Here is a 17,248-nt window from a genome sequence, read left to right as displayed (position 1 = left end):
TTTCTCTTTAAACGATATTTAATCCGTGAAGTACCATATCAATGATTTTAATCCCGATGAAAGGCACGACCACACCACCCAGACCATAAATCAGAATATTACGCGATAACAATTTATTTGCTGACATCGCCCGGTACTTAACACCTTTCATGGCAATTGGGATGAGCAGCGGGATGATGATAGCATTGAAAATGAGCGCTGATAAAATGGCCGATTCCGGCGAAGCCAAATTCATAATATTCAAGGCCTGCAGCTGCGGCATAGCTAGAATAAACATCGCAGGAATGATCGCGAAATATTTGGCAATGTCGTTAGCGATAGAAAATGTTGTTAAAGCTCCGCGAGTGATCAGCAGTTGTTTACCGATGGAGATGACTGAAAGCAGCTTGGTCGGATCGGAATCCAAATCGATCATGTTGGCAGCTTCTTTGGCAGCCATCGTGCCTGAATTCATCGCCAAACCTACATCGGCTTGAGCAAGCGCAGGAGCATCATTCGTTCCGTCGCCTGTCATGGCTACCAGTTTACCTTCTTGCTGCTCTTTTTTGATCGCAGCAATTTTATCTTCCGGCTTCGCCTCAGCAATAAATTCGTCGACACCGGCCTCAAGTGCAATCGTCGCAGCTGTAAGTGGATTATCCCCTGTACACATGACGGTTTTGATGCCCATTGCGCGTAGTTCCGCGAATCGCTCCTTCAAGCCCGGTTTTACCGTATCCTTGAGATAAATAACGCCATAAATCCGCTCATTAACCGCGACTGCCAGCGGGGTGCCTCCGGCTTTGGCAATTCGGTTTGTGATTGCTTCTAAATCACTAGGAATTTTCCCGCCCCTAGCTGCTGCATATTTCTTAATCGCATCGACTGCACCCTTACGGACTTGATTACCATCAGCTAAATTAAGTCCCGACATCCGTGTTTCAGCGGCAAACTCCACCACTTCTGCACCTTGATAGCTGTCTGCTGGCCAAGTTTCCCCAAGCTTGTTCGCAAGCTCCACAATGGAGCGTCCTTCAGGTGTTTCGTCTTTCACAGATGCTTGCAGGGCAGTAAAGATGATGTCTTTTGCTGGTAAGTTATTCACTGGAACAAACTCCGAAGCCATCCGATTCCCGAATGTGATCGTCCCTGTTTTATCTAGGATCATCGTATCGATGTCGCCCGCAGCTTCAACCGCTTTACCTGACATAGCAAGCACGTTGAATTGAGTTACACGGTCCATACCTGCGATACCGATAGCTGACAAGAGACCTCCGATTGTCGTCGGAATGAGGCAGACCAGCAGAGCAATCAGCGTGGAAATCTCCAATTTCACGTCCAAATACTTTGCCATCGGTACCATAGTCACAATGACGATTAAGAAGATCAAGGTCAGTACAGCTAGCAGCGTCGTTAAAGCAATTTCATTCGGCGTTTTCTGCCGTTTGGCGCCTTCCACGAGCGCAATCATGCGATCCAAAAACGATTCGCCAGGATCGGTCGTCACTTTGACAATGATATAGTCAGACGCTACCCGTGTTCCACCTGTAACGGATGAGAAGTCGCCACCTGCTTCCTTGATAACCGGAGCGGACTCTCCTGTAATCGCTGACTCATCAATGGAGGCTAAGCCTTCAATGATCTCGCCGTCGGATGGGATGATCTCACCATTTTCAATGCGGACCACGTCTCCCTTACGGAGAGAAGTCGAAGACACTTCCTTATAAGAACCATCCTTTTGAACCAGGCGAGCCATCGTATCGGATTTGGTCTTCCGTAGTGAATCGGCCTGCGCCTTGCCTCGACCTTCCGCCAAAGCTTCCGCGAAGTTAGCGAAAAGCAAGGTGAAAAGCAAGATCAAAAACACAGCGATATTATAACCCCGCCCTACTTCTGTGGTATCAAATAGATCGGGTGCGAGCGAAAGCAGGAGTGTAATGACCGTACCGATCTCAACCACGAACATGACCGGATTTTTGATCATCGCCCAAGGATTTAATTTTTTAAACGAATCAGCGATAGCTTGATTCATAATTTCTTTTGTCATTGTTTTTTTACGTTCCACCGCCATGTGAATCCTTCCTCTCTATCTCGTTTATCCTTTAGCGCGCCGCCAAATGTTCAGCAATCGGACCCAATGCCATCGCCGGGAAGAACGTAAGAGCACCGATAACTAGAATAATCATGATTAAAATCCCCATAAATAAGGGTGTATTTGTACGCAATGTACCTGTTGTAACAGTAACGACACGCTTCGTAGCAAGTGAACCTGCAATGGCCAACATCACGATGATTGAAATGTAACGGCCAAATAGCATGACCATACCGATACCCAAGTTGTAAAAGTTCGTACTGGCGCTTAATCCACCAAAAGCGGAGCCGTTATTGGCAGCACCTGACGTGAAAGCATACAGCACTTCCGACAACCCGTGCATCCCCTGATTGGCTATCGAAGTAACGGATTCTGGCCGAATAAGCGCCCACGCTGTCGGTGCCAAAATGATAAGCGGATGAATCAGAATAGCGATTGCCGCCAACTTCACTTCTTTTCCCTCGATCTTTTTACCTAAAAACTCTGGCGTACGCCCAACCATAAGTCCACAAATGAAAACCGATAAAATGAGGTAAAGCAAGCCGTTTAACAACCCAACCCCCTTACCACCGAACACATTGTTCAACATCATTTCTGCAAAAGGAACGATACTTCCGAGCGGTGTGAGCGATTCATGCATCGCGTTTACACTGCCTGTTGTTGCAGCCGTAGTTACAGCTGTAAATAGGGCAGTCTCAGACAATCCGAACCTTACTTCCTTGCCTTCCATGTTGCCATGTACACCCATCGCATCAACCGCCGTTATACCCCGATACTCAGCATAGAATACCGTAGACAACATCACGATAAAAATGATCCCCATAGCAGCAAAGATCGTCCAGCCTTGCTTTTTGTTCTTAATCATTAGCCCGAATGCGTACACCAGAGATGTTGGCAGCAGCATCATACAAATAATATGGATTAAGTTAGACACAGGGGTCGGATTTTCAAAAGGATGCGCAGCGTTCGTACCGAACCAACCACCACCGTTCGTACCAATATGCTTAATGGATTCGAGCGAAGCCACTAACCCACGAGTAATTGTTTGCTGAGCGCCTTCAATTGTTGTAGCTTGTACGGCTCCCAGCAATGTTTGCGGAATACCTTGAAATACTAAGACTAAGGCAACAATGAAGCTAAGCGGTAGAAACACCCTTATAATCGCTCTGGTTATATCCACATAGAAGTTACCCAGATTATTTTGACGGCCAATTAAACCGCGAATAAATGCAACCGCCACTGCAAATCCAGTTGCAGCCGATGTAAACATGGGGAACGTAATCCCCACCATTTGAGAGAAATAGGACAATGAATTTTCACCGCTGTATGCTTGCCAATTCGTATTTGTAATAAAAGAAACAGCTGTATTAAAAGCTAAAGCCGGAGGCATATTACCAATGCTGTCTGGATTTAGAGGCAAGTATTTTTGAAGTCGAAATACCGCATATATCGAAAGCATCATGACCAAATTGAGTAATAAGACGGCTCCTACATACTTTTTCCAGCCCATCGCTTCCTCTTCTTTAACCCCCATCAAACGATAGGATACACGCTCAAAAGGACCAAAAACACGATCAAGACGACTCTTTTCATTTCCAAAAACTTTAACCAAATAACTCCCCACAGGCTTCACCAAAAGCATGATAATACCCAGTGTAATGATCACCTGTAACAATCCCATACCCATAGTAGGTTCTCTCCTTGCTTACATAAGCATATATTCTACGCTCAAAATTTCTCTGGTTTCACTAGAACAAAACCGAGATACACCATGATGGCAAATGCAATTAGTCCGATAACAATCATATGTTTGCCTCCTAAAAGGATTGGTCAATAACCTCGTTGCAGTACATGAGCTCACGCTTTTTCACAATAGTTTGAAAACCCCCAAAATCCTAGAAATGTTAATGCCATTAATAAGACCATCGTTACATCGTTGTACATAACACACCTCCTTGAAGTCAGACAGAACCAAGTGCTTCCCTGAAACATTGTAACGCCGAACCGTATAAAAATGAGGTAAAGAATCTATAGCATCTGTATAAAAAAAGCATAAAAATGCTGGATTTAGAAAGAGATATACGCCCCAGAATGCTCAAATAAATAAGTGCGATCCGAAAGGAAGCTAAGTTCTTTTTTGCTCGCAGAACCCATTGTTTACATACAATCAACTCCATTTTGGGGCTTACCTTAATCCACGACCAAGGATAAGCTCAGAACCTCTAAAGACTCTTATCCCGCTCCTTTAGCCACTTTCTGCGCAAATAGAAGCTCCCAAAGACTCTTATTTCTCTGAGTAGCTAGCATTCCCGCCCTATCAACGACAAATAAGAGCCCCTAAAGGCTCTTATCCCGCTCCTTTAGCCACTTTCTGCGCAAATAGAAGCTCCTAAAGACTCTTATTTCTCTGAGTAGCTAGCTTTCCCGCCCTATCAACGACAAATAAGAGCCCCTAAAGGCTCTTATCCCGCTCCTTTAGCCACTTTCTGCGCAAATAGAAGCTCCCAAAGACTCTTATTTCTCTGAGTAGCTGGCATTCCCACCCTATCAACGACAAATAAGAGCCCTTAAAGCTCTTATCCCACTCCTTCAGCCACTTTGCGCAAATAGAAGCTCCCAAAGACTCTTATTTCTCTGAGTAGCTACTATGAAGTAAGGCCACCCTACTATTTTTTCAAATGATACGGCACGGTCGTTACGATAAGATTCCTTCTGTAAAGCAGGAAAGCTCGGATAAGTAAGCTGGATTGATTATGGAGAATATTCTGCCAGCTTTTCTTAGGAATAAACTGCGGGATTAAGACCGTCACCCGAAAATTGGATTCAGCCGCCTTATGCTCGACCGTATCAATAAATTTCGTCAATGGTTGAACAATGCTACGATATTGGGAATGTAAGGTCACTAGCCTTATATCGGGTTGCCACGTATTCCATTTCTCCTCAAATTGTTTCTCGGCGTCTCGTTCGAAAGCCACATAAACGGCGATGATCTGATCTGGCGAAAGGGATTTGGCATAATTCAAGGAGTTCTCTACCACATGCGTAATGCCCGCAACAGGCACAATCATCACATTCCCTTCAATCGGAATCGCCGGTTCGCAAGTTGTTATACGTAATTGTTCGCCAACGGCCTCGTAGTGTTTCTTGATTTGGTGGAAAATAAAAACAATAAGGGGCAAAAAGATGAGTACGGACCACACCTGCCCAAACTTGGTAATAAAGAAGATCATCATGACCGTGAAGCTCATGAAGGCTCCAACTAAATTAATCGTTAATTTAACCATCCAGCCTTTCGGCTTCTCCCGGATCCATTTTACCAACATCCCCGTCTGAGCTAAGGTAAATGGAATGAACACCCCGACAGCATACAGAGGGATTAAATGCTCCGTTTTCCCTTTGAAAAGGATGATTAACAAGATCGATGTAACCGCCAGGAAAATAATCCCGTTTGAATACCCCAGCCGATCTCCTCTAATCGTAAACATTCTTGCTATAAATTTATCCTTAGCCAGATTAACAGCCAGTAAAGGGAAAGCAGAATACCCCGTATTCGCAGCGAGAACAAGAATCATAGCGGTTGTACCTTGGATGATGTAATACATGAAATTTCTGCCGAACGTTGCAGCAGCAATTTGTGAGACAACCGTTTCCTTTTCTTTAGGAGATATCCCATAGTAATATGCTAGATAAACGACTCCCGCAAATAAAATGGCAAGTAACAAGCCCATAGCCATCAATGTTTTGGATGCATTTTTTGGAGCTGAATCTTCAAAGTTTGGAATGGCATTAGAGATAGCTTCAACCCCTGTTAAAGCAGAACTGCCCGATGAGAACGCTCTTAGTAATAGAAACAGGGAGATTCCTGCAACAGGCGTACCAATTGGTGCATGCAGTTCAGCTGAGACATTCCCAGTTACAATGTTATATAATCCGACACCAATTAAGATAAACAAAGCCAGAACAAATAGATACACAGGATAAGCTAAAATAGAAGCCGACTCCGTTATCCCCCTGAGATTTAAGATCGTAATGAATATAACCAAAGCAATGGCAATAACTACATTATAAGGATGTAAGTGCGGAAAGGCAGAAGTAATGGCATCCGTACCAGCAGAGATACTGACCGCCACCGTTAGTATGTAATCAACTAAAAGAGATCCTCCTGCAAATAAACCCGCGTTCATCCCGAGATTTTCTTTCGATACGACATAGGCCCCGCCTCCGTGCGGATAGGCATATATGATTTGTTGATATGACAAAATAAGTGCTAATAAAAGAAACAGAACGCCTATTGCGATAGGAATTGTGTACCAATAAGCTGCAGTACTTACAGTAATCAAAACGAGTAGAATCTGCTCAGGCCCATAAGCAACGGATGATAAAGCGTCGGAAGAGAGGATAGCTAAAGCTTTCTTTTTATTAAGCTTCTGTTCCCCTAGTTCGTTCGACTTTAATGGCTGACCGATTAAAAATCGTTTAATTACAGATAACATGATTTACACCTGCCATGTTTTTTTAAGTTCATTTCATTTTACCCAATTGTTTAAAAAAAGAATCATAAATTTTGGGAACAGATCTTCAACTTAAAATAATCAAACTCAGATGCAGCAGCAGACAAGGATATTTTGAACGATCGAGCAAGCTGACAAAACTAGTGTTTTTTCATCAAAGGATTCGACAAGACTCAAATTGAATAAATATCGTACTACACATAGAAAGGTTGTGGCTTCCGTGTACTCACACGAAGATTTAATTTCAGTTCGACTCGGGATCATGCTCATTTTGGTTCCAATACTGGGCGTCGCATCACTTTATTTGATTAGTTAAATTGTTGAACATAAGAGCCTAACACTCCACACGAAAGGTTGTGCAGCCTTGAAACGGATTTTCTGGTGGTTCAAACCGAAGTCAGTTAATGTAATGGGGTACATTCGGCTTCACGGCACTTGGTATGTGATACATGAGTAGAATACATAGCAGCATGAATATGGACTGCAACTATTACTGTAAAGCCCTTCGGGGCTTTTTTTAATTCGCGGTTAAAAACAAAAAAACGACCCACCGCCATTAAAGGCGTTGGATCGTCTTTCGAATATAAGTGAGAGTTATTGAACTAAGCTAATAAAGTCTTGGGGATTTAGATAAATAAAATCTCTTTCGTTTGATTGGCCATAAAAACTCATTGTTATCTCCGACATTTTTTTGATTTCCGCAGCAGGCACTATGAATGTCACTTGACCTTCCTGGACAACATTAATTTGGTTTGGAAATGTCAACATCACCTTATCGCCTTGCGGTGGATTAAAAAAGCTAAAACTTCTATTTAACCCACTGTTGTATTTCATCGTAAAAGCAATATCACCGCTTAGTTCTTTGTTAGCGGAAAGCGAGAGAATCTTAAGATCAGGGCTTTGAATATCTGAAATGAAGGAAATTGATGTTTTTAAAATCCTTATGTCATTAATATCATAATCTGTGACGGTTACATTTGCTGTTGCTAAGGGAGAGTCTAGATTTCCGATTAAGATTGTGTAAGAACCTGGAACAATACCTCCCAACGTAAAAGAACCGTCATTTCCCGTGGGCTGCCAATATCCTCCAACGTTGTGTGGATCCTTTAGAAGTACCCTTTCATTCCTTATAGGTAAACCTGAATTATCTACAACTTGGCCACTAATCGTATATGTTGGCACAGCGAGCTTTATGATAACTCCTGTAACATCATTTCCTGAAACAGTAACCTGGTTTGGAGAATCAATTACATATGTAGGAAAATAATAATTAATTGTATAAGTACCGTTTGGAATATTAGTAAAAGTAAAACTTCCGTTCGTCAGATCCCCACTACTGCGGGAATAACGCTTGCCTGATCCATCAATTAATTGCACTCCCGAGAAAAACGGTTTATTATTACTGTCGACCATTACACCACTAATACTATGACCAATTGCCGGTGGATTAGAGTTAGCTTCTAAAATATCAACCCTAGTTTGAAGTTGTTGGAATTGAGATTGCAAAGTCCCAACTTGATTTTTTAATACGGATATTTCATTTTCTTGACTTGAGATAATTTGCTGAAAAGAAGATATTTGGTTGTTTTGCGCAACGATTGTTTCCTTAGTTGAGGATAAATCGTTGCTTAGATTATTTACAGTCGTAGTTAGTGATGTTAAAAGTTTTTCGAGAACGCCCAACCTTTGTACAATTCCTTTTTCGCTGTTCTGGGCATTATCATCCTTGGATCCATTTTCATCTTTTTCTGTTCTTGATATAGCATCAGTCTTTTCATTTGTTTGACTAGCGTTGGAGATGATTTTGGAGTTAACAGATCCAGACGATGAAGAAAATACAGCACTGGGAATTAAAGCACAAGTGATGACACCAATAGACATAATCAATTTAATCTTTAGCATATAAGCCTCCTCTTTGTTCAGCAAATGAACTTAATGTTCTTAATAAAGAATTATATACTAGGAAATCTTATTATACAATGTGAGGAAGTCTACAAAATAAAACCGCAGCTGAGCTTTAAAAGCTTTACATCCATGTTTCCTACATCTGTTCTAAAAACAAAAAAACCCTTAACTAGTAAGGGTTTCCTGTTTTTAAAACTGGGATGCGGTCGGAGGGATTTGAACCCTCACGCCTTGTGAGCGCCACCCCCTCAAGATGGTGTGTCTGCCGTTCCACCACGACCGCGAGGTAGTAAAGTAAAAATGACCCGTAGGGGACTCGAACCCCTGTTACCTCCGTGAAAGGGAGGTGTCTTAACCACTTGACCAACGGGCCACGAATGTCTGTAAGCCTTTGCAGCCCATTTTGACGACAATTGTAATTATAATAGATTCTGTCGCAGTTGACAAGCACAAAATCTGGAATGCTTATGGGCAAATATGGTATGCTGAGTCCAATTCAAAATACTCGAGGTGCTTGTCATTCATGCTTATTTATGAATCTACCCATGGAACGGTTCATGAGGAAACGGTACGCGTTCCCGGCCCAAACGAAGTAGCTTGGGTGAGAATGGAGAACCCCTCTCCCGATGAGGTCAAACATGTCTTAGGCGACTTATACAAGTGCCACCCTTTACTCGTTGAGGATGCGATTAAGCTGAACCAACGACCGAAGATGGATACATATAAGAATCACATTTTCTTAACCTTTTTCGCGGTATCCGAGCAGCTTGAGCCACAGGAAATAGGGATCGTGATCGGATCAAATTTTGTGATAACCGTATACAAGGACAACCTCCCCTTCATAGATCAGCTTTACCATACCTGCCAAGAAGTCGAAGATCGATTACGTCATCCAGGAGCCATTCTTCATGCGATACTCGATCGTTGTGTCGATGATTATTCCATCGTTGCGGATCATTTTGATGATCGCCTGAATAGCATGGAACAGGCCGTGTATAGCAACCCTAGGATTCGCATAGCACAGGATATTTTCCAACTCAAACGAACTATGCATCAGCTTCGCCGCGTCATTGTGGAGGAACGAATTACCCTTTCCGCTATCGCGCATCACTCCTTCCCCTACACACGTGAAGAAGATGATGTCTATTTCATGGATATCATGGACCACATCTCACGAGTCGTGGATTCTTTAGACATTTTTCGGGAATCGCTAACCGGTCTTCTCGAGCTCCAAATGAGTATGAAGTCCGACCGGATGAATGAAATTATGAAGACTTTAACGATCTTCAGTACGATCTTTCTTCCTCTGACTTTTATCGTCGGATTGTACGGTATGAATTTCAAATATATTCCCGAACTGAGTTGGGATTATGGGTATCTGTATGTCTGGATTCTAATGCTCATCTTAAGCGGTATTATGTGGTATTACTTCAAACGTAAGCATTGGTTTTAACGAAAAAAGGCACTCCACCGTGAACCACCAATCACAGGGAGTGCCTTTTTAGCAGCTATTTCATTTTAAAGTAAGCAACAGATTCATTCAAAGTATTTACTACAGACCTGAGCTGTTCGGAGGCAGCAGCAATATTCTGCATCATCGCTAACTGCTCCTCAGTTGCAGCAGCAACCCCTTGGGATTTGTTCAAAATATGCGTTGAACTCGCTGCCGCTTGGTCCATAGTCGCAGAAATCTCCTCGGAGCTTGCCGACATTTGCTGGGTGATCGCCGATGTCTCATGAATTTGGGTCACGATGTGTGTCACCGATTGCATGATGGTATGGAAGCTTTGGTTCACTTCCTGCATCATGCTCGATCCGGCACTAGCCTCCTGCTTGGTTACATTCATGGAATTAGAAACACTGGCGATCTCGACTCTCGTCTCATGAATCAACTGATTAATTCCCTCTGCTGACTCGATAGATTGCGAGGCAAGCTTACGAATCTCATTCGCAACAACGTTGAACCCTTTGCCGTGTTCACCCGCTCTAGCTGCCTCGATGGAAGCATTCAGTGACAACAGATTCGTTTGATTCGCAAACGTGGTAATGCTCGATGCAATAAGACCAATCTCATCGGATTTACGTGTTAAGGATTGTACAGTTTGTGAGAGCTGCTCGACCGATTTCAACATGTTCACGATCTGCTGCTGCAGCTTCCCAAGCAAGTCATTGCCAAGTTCGGCATGACGTGAAGTTAGGGAGGAGTGCTCTGCCATAACGCCTGAATTTTCAGCCACTCTCTGAATCCCAATTGCCATTTCCTCAATCGCTCTGCTCGTTTCTGCGCTGCTTCTTGCCTGCGTCTCGACGTCCTGCGTCATTTCTTGAATACTGGTAGCGACATGCTCTGAGGCCGTTGCCGATTCCTTAGAACTATCTGAGAGCTCGATGGAAGCGTCATGTACGAACTGCGTATTGTGAGCGATCGTACCGATCAACCCTTTAATTTTCGAAACCATAATATCTACTGATTCTGTAATTTTCCCTAGTTCGCACTTGGTATACTTAACCTGAGGCTCATGACGAAGATCTCCTGCCGCTACTTGGCCGGTAATTTTCACGATGTTTTTGACCGTTTTCATTATTTGACTAATAACCATCCAGCCTGCTGTCATGAGCAAAATGATAATAATTGCGATAGATATGTAGATCGTTTTTGCCATTTTATCATTTTGATTCTCAATCTCTTCAATACTTGATTTCGCATAGGCATCCAAAATTTCACCGATTTGATTCATGCCCTCGCGGCCTTTTTCGAAAGTTGCTAATAATTTAGCGTCATTAATAATCCCTTTTCCTGTGCTCGAGGACTGAACAACAGCATTCGCTTCTTTCGCCCATTGGTCAAAAGACATATGAAAGCCAGCTATGTTCTGCTCAATGGTTAGCTTCGTCTCTGTATGTGCTGTTTGTAATAACTGTTTAGCATTCATAATATCAGCCGCTTGTCCAACCCTTGTATTCGTTTGATCGATATTGTCTTTTAAAGCTTTAAGCTGCTTCGTCTTCTCTTCCGCAGTTAACGTTCCCGAAACCAACAGCTGGTAGGCTGTCAATGCCTGATACATATCACGATCGGCATTTAAGATAAGCGAAGTGCTTTTATTCGTGGTTTCATAAAGGGATGAAGCCAATACTTTCGTATTGGACTTACTTTGCTGCAGCAAAAACACACTTGTGCCTAAATACAGCATGGATGGAACTATTAGCAATAAAAGGAGTCGTACACGTATAGATAACAATTTTGCCACAAAATTTGCCCCCATCATTGATCTATTTTTGATCACTATAACGGAAAATCATTTGATAGATGTTAGAAAACTGTTAAAAATGAATGTGATTCACTAACAAAAAAAAGCCCAACGGCATGAGAGCCATTGAGCTTAATTTCAGCTAATTCAAATACGGAGAGAGAGGGATTCGAACCCTCGCACCGCTTACGCAGTCTAACCCCTTAGCAGAGGGTCCCCTTATAGCCACTTGGGTATCTCTCCAAAGATATGGCTCCCCGAACAGGACTCGAACCTGTGACAACTCGATTAACAGTCGAGTGCTCTACCAACTGAGCTATCAGGGAATGAACAAGTTTTATTTTATTATGAAGGCGTCCCTAAGTCAAGTGTATACGATTTCAATTTTCCCTTACATTTTCCACATGCATATTTCCGTACATCCATTTTGCGTTTTCGGAAGTATTCGGTTTTGCAATTGACGCATTCCAGCCTATATTTATAGGACTGTTTCTGGGAAGCCCGCGGCAGCGAACGACAGAACCGGGTACCTCCGACTTGCGCCAGCAAGGTTTTGAAATCATTGTCGCGATGCTGGTAGCCACGCTTTAATATATGCAAATGATAATGACAAAGTTCGTGCTTAATGATCTTCTCAATCTCATCTCGTCCAAATGTTTCCCACTGCATCCAACTGATTTCGATATCATGGGATTTGGTAAAATAACGCCCGCCCGTCGACCTTAACCTCCGGTTAAATCGCGCCTGATGTACAAAAGGCCTCCCAAACGATGCCATAGAGATCTGCTCGATCCATTGCTGCAGCTCCCGATCCTCCATCCCCATTCGCTCCTTTGACAAGTTCTCACTTGAATTTGTACCGTATGTACGGCTATACTGTCAAGTAGAAAAGAAGATCGAAAGCTTTCTAAAGAAAGGATTTGAACAACCCTTATGCCGCAAATGCGATATGTCATTCTTAAGCTCGAACAACAAGTAGAATTCGTTGAAATGCCCTCTTCCTACTCTTATCAATTGACAGCTCTGAATCAAAGATTACACAAAGAATTAGAGAAATTGACCGCTGACTCTGTCCCTCAGCTTCCACGTGTTATTGCAGAATGCGACGACTTGGAATTGGTTGGCACAGCGCATACCCTCATTCAAGGTTTAGATTACATCAATCATTTGGAAAAGACCTTCGCCGGCATCCAGGAAAAGTCGTATCCGCTTATTTCCTTATTGACTGAAATTCGCGCGCTTCAAGCCCAACTGGAACAGTGGTATGAAGAGGAATTTGAGGGTTAATCTTTAAGAGTACGATTAAAAACACAAAGCAAAAAGTAGGACAAAGCAAAGAGTAAGGCAAAACAAAAAAGAAAGACAAACCTAAAAAGTAACGCAAATCAAAAGGACCTGCACCCATCGAAGAAATCCTTCATATGCTATTATTACATGGCGAAGAAGGGGATGGGCATATGCCGCAATGGCTCTGTAATCAATTAATGCGGGCCTTCCAGAACAAAAACCGCAGACAAATCCGATTGCTGAATGATAGCTGGTACTTTTACCGCACCCGCCGCTCACAAGAAGAGTGGCCTGATACCCAATCGACGGACGGACCGGGCAAGCGTAAATTCTGATAAAAGAGCTAGTACTTGCGCGGAGCGGGTGCTGGCTTTTTTGCAATTCTGATTTATATAGAGAAACAGGGTAAAGTGTTATATTCAGAAAAAAGTAAACGTTTGTTAAAAAAAGGTTGCATATTTGAAATGTGCCCTCTATACTGTAAATAAATGTAATAGATTATCGGAGTGAAGCACACTCGATCTTGCAGAATTTCTGCGGTTCGGGTGTGCTTTTTTTCGTACATAAAAAAGGGGGAGTCGATAATAATGCCACGTAAAACAAGAGGTTGGTTAAGAAAAATGCGTAAACTTGGATTGGGGCGTCATGGGTTTGGTGGTTGGATGAGTGGTTCTGAATGGATGGTTCATCGGGGGAATTTAAGAGAGATGGCGGTAGTTCAGGAGAGGCAGGGCAGGAACAGCGCTGTTCTTGGGCACTTGGGATTGGTGCAAAGTAAGATAAGTGAAGTTCATGAGCAAGTAGGACTAGTACAAGGTAAGATGAATGTAATTCAAGAAGATCCAGGATTAGCGCAAGGCAAGAAGAGTGCAGTTCAAGAACATTCAGGATTAAGGCAAGGCAAGAAGAGTGTAGTTCAGAAAGATAATGTTTATCCGTTGTTACCGAGAAAGGCTGCTGCTAAAATACCTCCTCTCTCACCTATCGCCTTGCTAGAGGTTGACAAGTGGGTGTTACGGAAGCAACTAATCATCCAAATAGCCAAGCGTCGCAGCGGCAAGGTACGACTTCAGGAAGTTGCTGCCGAATGCAATGTAAATATTCGTATCGCTGCAGAATGGTTGAAACGACTATGCTTGGAGGGGATGCTATCTCTTGTCGCTGGTCAGCGGAATGTGATGGTTTACTCTTTGAAGGATGTGGGGCGAGTTCATAAATAAACTCTTTAACCTCACATGCTGGGGAGTATTGATGATACTTGTTGGAGAGGATGATGTCGGGTAAGTGATGGAGATGATGCTCGGAGGTGGGCGTTATGAGTAGCTTAAGGAAGGATGATGTGGAGATTGGTTGATGCGGGTAACGCCTCTTGGATGGGCGTACGAGTAATTTAAGAAAGGATGATGTGGAGTTTGAGTGATATTGGTAACGCCTCATGGGTTAGGCGTACGAGTAACTTAAGGAAGGATGATGTGGAGTTTGGCTGATGTTGGTAACGCCTCTTTGTTTTGGCGTAAGAGTAACTTAAGGAAGGATGATGTGGAGTTTGGCTGATGTTGGTAACGTCTTTTGATTGGGAGTACGAGTAACTTAAGGAAGGATGATGTGGAGTTTGGCTGATGTTGGTAACGTCTTTTGATTGGGCGTGAGATTAACTCAAGGAAGGATGATGTAGAGTTTGGCTGATGTTGGTAACGGGTATCGGTTAGGCGTACGAGTAACCCCACTCTAAACCCCCTCGATCCCGAATAGGAGTCCCTAAAGGCTGTTATTTGAGCAATTTCGATCAAAAATATTGAAATAGAAGTCTCTAAAAGCTCTTATTTGTAAATTTCATTATTAAAATTCTTATTTATATCAGAATAAGAGTCTCTAGGAGCTTCTATTTATCGAATATGGCATAACACAGGAGGAATAGCAGCCTTTAGAGGCTCTAATTGGCCAGCGATCAGCCAACAAAAAAAGCAGCTGGGAGCATAACGCTACCAACTGCTGCTGATTCTTATTGCTGAGGCTTTTTCATGGTCAAGCCAACGCGACCTTTTTTCTCGTCTACGTTAAGCACCCAGACTTGGACGATGTCCCCAACGGACACCACATCCATGGGGTGTTTTACGAAGCCGTTCTTGAGCTGGGAAATATGCACCAGCCCATCGTTCTTAATGCCAATATCGACGAAGGCACCGAAGTCGATAACGTTACGCACCGTGCCGGTCAATTCCATGCCCGGCACAAGGTCTTCAAGCTGCAGCACATCGGTGCGGAAGATCGGCGCGGGGACTTCGTCCCGCGGATCTCGCCCAGGCCGCTGCAGGCTGTCTAAGATGTCCCGCATCGTCGGGACACCTACGCCTAGCTTAGGAGCCAGTTCCTCTGGCTCCAGCGTCTGCAGCAGCGCTAGCAGCTGCTGTGAGCCAAGCTGCGCCAGTTCCAGGCGCAGCTCCTTGAACAGCCGATCCACCACGTCGTAAGACTCCGGATGGATCGGGGTGTTGTCGAGCGGGTTCCGACCGCCCGGAATCCGCATGAACCCGACACACTGTTCGAAGGTTTTCGCGCCAAGGCGCGGAACCTTCGACAGCTCCTGTCGGGAGCTGAACTTGCCGTTCTCCTCGCGATACTTGACGATGTTCTTCGCCAGTGTCGCGTTCACGCCCGACACGTACGAGAGCAAGGACGGGGACGCCGTGTTCAGGTCCACGCCGACATGGTTAACGGCCGACTCTACGACGGCCTTCAAGTTCTCGTCCAGACGTTTCTGCGAAACGTCATGCTGGTACTGCCCGACGCCGATCGCCTTCGGCTCGATCTTCACAAGCTCCGCGAGCGGGTCCTGCAGCCTCCGCGCGATCGAGATCGCGCTGCGCTCGGCTACGTCGAGCTCAGGGAACTCCGTCTGCGCCAGCTTCGACGCGGAGTACACGCTCGCCCCCGCTTCGCTTACGATCAAGTACTTGAGCTTCTGCTCCTTGATCTCGGCAATCAGCTCCGCAACAAACTGCTCCGTTTCACGGGAAGCCGTCCCATTACCGATCACGATCAGCTCGACGCCGTGCTTGCTGATCAGCTGCTTGAACTTCGCCTTCGCTTCCGCCACCTTATTATTCGGTGGTGTCGGGTAGGTGACGGCGATTTCAAGCATTTTACCGGTGTCGTCAATGACGGCCAGCTTACAGCCTGTCCGGTAAGCTGGATCGACACCCAGCACCACGTGCCCTTTGACCGGGGCTTGGAGCAGCAGATTCCGTAGATTTTCCGCGAAAATCTTAATCGCTTGCTCCTCGCCCATCTCGGTCATTTCACCACGCACTTCGCGCTCAATAGAAGGTGCGAGTAACCTTTTATAAGCATCCTCTACAACGGAGCGAAGCACTTCGCGAACAACAGAATCGCCTTTGACGACCTGCCTAGCCATATAATCGTGAATTTTATCGACCGCAACATCCAAACCAACCTTCAAAACATCCTCCCGCTCCCCGCGATTAATCGCGAGAATGCGATGAGGCGGCAAACGTTTAACAGGCTCTTGATAGGCATAGTACATCTCATATACGGATTCAGCCTTAGCATCTTTGGCCTCGGTACGCAAAATCCCCTGATCATGCGTATACCTACGCACCCAAGCTCGAATCTTAGCATCATCCGCGATATTCTCCGCAAGAATATCCATTGCGCCTTGAATCGCATCTGCGGCGCTTCCTACCTGCTTGTCCGCGTTAATATAACGCTCAGCTTCTTGATCCAGCGAGCCTTGGCGAGGCTGCTTCCAAATCCATTCCGCTAACGGCTCGAGACCGCGCTCTTTGGCAACGCTCGCTCTCGTTTTGCGCTTTTGACGGAACGGTCTGTACAAATCCTCGATTTCCTGCAGCTTCGCAGCGCCTTCAATCGATTTGCGCAGTTCATCCGTCAGCTTGCCCTGCTCATCAATCAAACGAACAACCTCGATTTTACGATCCTCTAGGTTGCGCAAGTACTGCAAGCGCTCCTCGATATCTCGCAGCTGATTCTCATCCAGCTCGCCTGTCATCTCTTTGCGGTAACGTGCGATGAACGGAATCGTGTTGCCCTCATCAAGCAGCCCCATTGTTGTCTTCACTTTGCCTGCGGGCAGCTGTAATTCAGCAGAGATCTGCTTCAGGATACGCTCCTGGATCTCTGCTTTCTTTTCTTCAGAGATCTGAACTTTCTCCCTCGGCTCCTCATACTCACTAGCCTTTTTC

The 17,248-nt window shown here is 44.5% G+C and carries 12 protein-coding genes and 4 tRNA genes; 4 read left to right on the top strand and 12 right to left on the bottom strand.

The window, feature by feature from the left end:
• Nucleotides 1–7 precede the first annotated feature (7 nt).
• From kdpB to ASD40_RS20505, 7 genes are all read right to left on the bottom strand, one after another.
• Nucleotides 8–2,050, bottom strand: coding sequence for a potassium-transporting ATPase subunit KdpB (kdpB, locus tag ASD40_RS20530; RefSeq protein WP_057304987.1), 2,043 nt, complete (start codon nucleotides 2,048–2,050; stop codon nucleotides 8–10).
• Between the two features lie 31 nt (nucleotides 2,051–2,081).
• Nucleotides 2,082–3,752 (bottom strand): potassium-transporting ATPase subunit KdpA, encoded by a 1,671-nt coding sequence (kdpA, locus tag ASD40_RS20525; RefSeq protein ID WP_057305123.1) that lies wholly within the window; start codon nucleotides 3,750–3,752, stop codon nucleotides 2,082–2,084.
• 47 nt (nucleotides 3,753–3,799) lie between these two features.
• Nucleotides 3,800–3,877, bottom strand: coding sequence for a potassium-transporting ATPase subunit F (locus ASD40_RS39440; RefSeq protein WP_082562338.1), 78 nt, complete (start codon nucleotides 3,875–3,877; stop codon nucleotides 3,800–3,802).
• 860 nt (nucleotides 3,878–4,737) lie between these two features.
• A complete protein-coding gene (locus ASD40_RS20520; RefSeq protein ID WP_057304986.1) occupies nucleotides 4,738–6,564 on the bottom strand; it encodes an APC family permease in 1,827 nt (608 codons plus the stop codon).
• 612 nt (nucleotides 6,565–7,176) lie between these two features.
• Nucleotides 7,177–8,484 (bottom strand): MSCRAMM family protein, encoded by a 1,308-nt coding sequence (locus ASD40_RS20515; RefSeq protein ID WP_057304985.1) that lies wholly within the window; start codon nucleotides 8,482–8,484, stop codon nucleotides 7,177–7,179.
• A 204-nt stretch (nucleotides 8,485–8,688) separates the two neighbouring features.
• Nucleotides 8,689–8,770 (bottom strand) — tRNA-Leu (locus ASD40_RS20510).
• 18 nt (nucleotides 8,771–8,788) lie between these two features.
• Nucleotides 8,789–8,860 (bottom strand) — tRNA-Glu (locus ASD40_RS20505).
• A 150-nt stretch (nucleotides 8,861–9,010) separates the two neighbouring features.
• Here ASD40_RS20505 and corA point away from each other — a divergent pair.
• The gene (gene corA, locus ASD40_RS20500) at nucleotides 9,011–9,940 is read left to right on the top strand and encodes a magnesium/cobalt transporter CorA (protein WP_057305122.1); all 930 of its coding nucleotides are present in this window, start codon (nucleotides 9,011–9,013) and stop codon (nucleotides 9,938–9,940) included.
• A 55-nt stretch (nucleotides 9,941–9,995) separates the two neighbouring features.
• Here the strand turns inward: corA and ASD40_RS20495 are convergent, their stop codons facing one another.
• From ASD40_RS20495 to ASD40_RS20480, 4 genes are all read right to left on the bottom strand, one after another.
• Nucleotides 9,996–11,738 (bottom strand): methyl-accepting chemotaxis protein, encoded by a 1,743-nt coding sequence (locus ASD40_RS20495; protein ID WP_057304984.1) that lies wholly within the window; start codon nucleotides 11,736–11,738, stop codon nucleotides 9,996–9,998.
• Between the two features lie 154 nt (nucleotides 11,739–11,892).
• Nucleotides 11,893–11,981 (bottom strand) — tRNA-Ser (locus tag ASD40_RS20490).
• 7 nt (nucleotides 11,982–11,988) lie between these two features.
• Nucleotides 11,989–12,064, bottom strand: a tRNA-Asn gene (locus ASD40_RS20485).
• A gap of 19 nt (nucleotides 12,065–12,083) precedes the next feature.
• A complete protein-coding gene (locus tag ASD40_RS20480) occupies nucleotides 12,084–12,557 on the bottom strand; it encodes a SprT family protein (protein ID WP_057304983.1) in 474 nt (157 codons plus the stop codon).
• A gap of 114 nt (nucleotides 12,558–12,671) precedes the next feature.
• Between ASD40_RS20480 and ASD40_RS20475 the strand changes: the two genes are divergently transcribed.
• The 3 genes from ASD40_RS20475 (at nucleotide 12,672) to ASD40_RS20470 (ending at nucleotide 14,245) form a co-directional block, all read left to right on the top strand.
• Nucleotides 12,672–13,025, top strand: a complete 354-nt coding sequence (locus ASD40_RS20475) for a hypothetical protein (RefSeq protein WP_057304982.1) — start codon at nucleotides 12,672–12,674, stop codon at nucleotides 13,023–13,025.
• A gap of 170 nt (nucleotides 13,026–13,195) precedes the next feature.
• The gene (cmpA, locus tag ASD40_RS37345) at nucleotides 13,196–13,360 is read left to right on the top strand and encodes a cortex morphogenetic protein CmpA (protein ID WP_090818813.1); all 165 of its coding nucleotides are present in this window, start codon (nucleotides 13,196–13,198) and stop codon (nucleotides 13,358–13,360) included.
• A 252-nt stretch (nucleotides 13,361–13,612) separates the two neighbouring features.
• Nucleotides 13,613–14,245 (top strand): hypothetical protein, encoded by a 633-nt coding sequence (locus ASD40_RS20470; RefSeq protein ID WP_057304981.1) that lies wholly within the window; start codon nucleotides 13,613–13,615, stop codon nucleotides 14,243–14,245.
• 782 nt (nucleotides 14,246–15,027) lie between these two features.
• Here ASD40_RS20470 and ASD40_RS20465 read toward each other — a convergent pair.
• A complete protein-coding gene (locus tag ASD40_RS20465; RefSeq protein WP_235549326.1) occupies nucleotides 15,028–17,205 on the bottom strand; it encodes a Tex family protein in 2,178 nt (725 codons plus the stop codon).
• Nucleotides 17,206–17,248: the final 43 nt, after the last annotated feature.

Source organism: Paenibacillus sp. Root444D2, from assembly GCF_001426375.1.
GTDB lineage: Bacteria > Bacillota > Bacilli > Paenibacillales > NBRC-103111 > Paenibacillus_E.
The sequence above is the reverse complement of the archived record's forward strand: the minus strand, read 5'-3'. Positions and strand labels throughout refer to the sequence as shown.

Bases quoted from the DNA above. Each gene is read 5' to 3' on its own strand.
- kdpA (WP_057305123.1), bottom strand. From the start codon at position 3,752: ATGGGATTGTTACAGGTGATCATTACACTGGGTATTATCATGCTTTTG.
- kdpB (WP_057304987.1), bottom strand. From the start codon at position 2,050: ATGGCGGTGGAACGTAAAAAAACAATGACAAAAGAAATTATGAATCAA.
- cmpA (WP_090818813.1), top strand. From the start codon at position 13,196: ATGCCGCAATGGCTCTGTAATCAATTAATGCGGGCCTTCCAGAACAAA.
- ASD40_RS20520 (WP_057304986.1), bottom strand. From the start codon at position 6,564: ATGTTATCTGTAATTAAACGATTTTTAATCGGTCAGCCATTAAAGTCG.
- ASD40_RS20515 (WP_057304985.1), bottom strand. From the start codon at position 8,484: ATGCTAAAGATTAAATTGATTATGTCTATTGGTGTCATCACTTGTGCT.
- ASD40_RS20475 (WP_057304982.1), top strand. From the start codon at position 12,672: ATGCCGCAAATGCGATATGTCATTCTTAAGCTCGAACAACAAGTAGAA.
- ASD40_RS39440 (WP_082562338.1), bottom strand. From the start codon at position 3,877: ATGATTGTTATCGGACTAATTGCATTTGCCATCATGGTGTATCTCGGT.
- corA (WP_057305122.1), top strand. From the start codon at position 9,011: ATGCTTATTTATGAATCTACCCATGGAACGGTTCATGAGGAAACGGTA.
- ASD40_RS20480 (WP_057304983.1), bottom strand. From the start codon at position 12,557: ATGGAGGATCGGGAGCTGCAGCAATGGATCGAGCAGATCTCTATGGCA.
- ASD40_RS20470 (WP_057304981.1), top strand. From the start codon at position 13,613: ATGCCACGTAAAACAAGAGGTTGGTTAAGAAAAATGCGTAAACTTGGA.